This window comes from Providencia rustigianii DSM 4541, assembly GCF_000156395.1.
GTDB classification, from domain to species: domain Bacteria; phylum Pseudomonadota; class Gammaproteobacteria; order Enterobacterales; family Enterobacteriaceae; genus Providencia; species Providencia rustigianii.
The window spans coordinates 20,855-21,177 of record NZ_GG703819.1; the positions used below are offsets into that span (position 1 = coordinate 20,855).

Genomic DNA, 323 nt, shown 5'->3' on the forward strand with positions numbered 1-323 from the left:
AGCTCAAGCGCTCGCATTAATTCGCAAAGTGCAGGCTGAGGTAAGTCATTATCCCGTAAGCTATAACCCAACCATTTGTGTAACTCACCCCGCACTTTGTCTGGCATGTCTTCATGCTCAATCAATGACATTGTGCGCTGTAAGATATCCAGTGGGATTGGATTCTTCGCGGTGTAAGCTTCTTTAGCTCTATCTCCCATTTCCTCAGCAATAGCGCACCCTGTTGTGCGCGATTGACCTGACGGCATAGTGAGATTGTGCTTGAGTGCATATTCAGCAATATCAAGTCCTTGCTCATACACACCTGCATCAAAACACCACAA

General features: G+C 46.4%; 1 protein-coding gene. It reads right to left on the minus strand.

Features of this window, described 5'->3' with window-relative positions; translation table 11 throughout:
* On the minus strand, window positions 1-323 hold a 323-nt coding region (gene gpM / locus PROVRUST_RS09900), incomplete at both ends, for a phage terminase small subunit (RefSeq protein ID WP_039855385.1).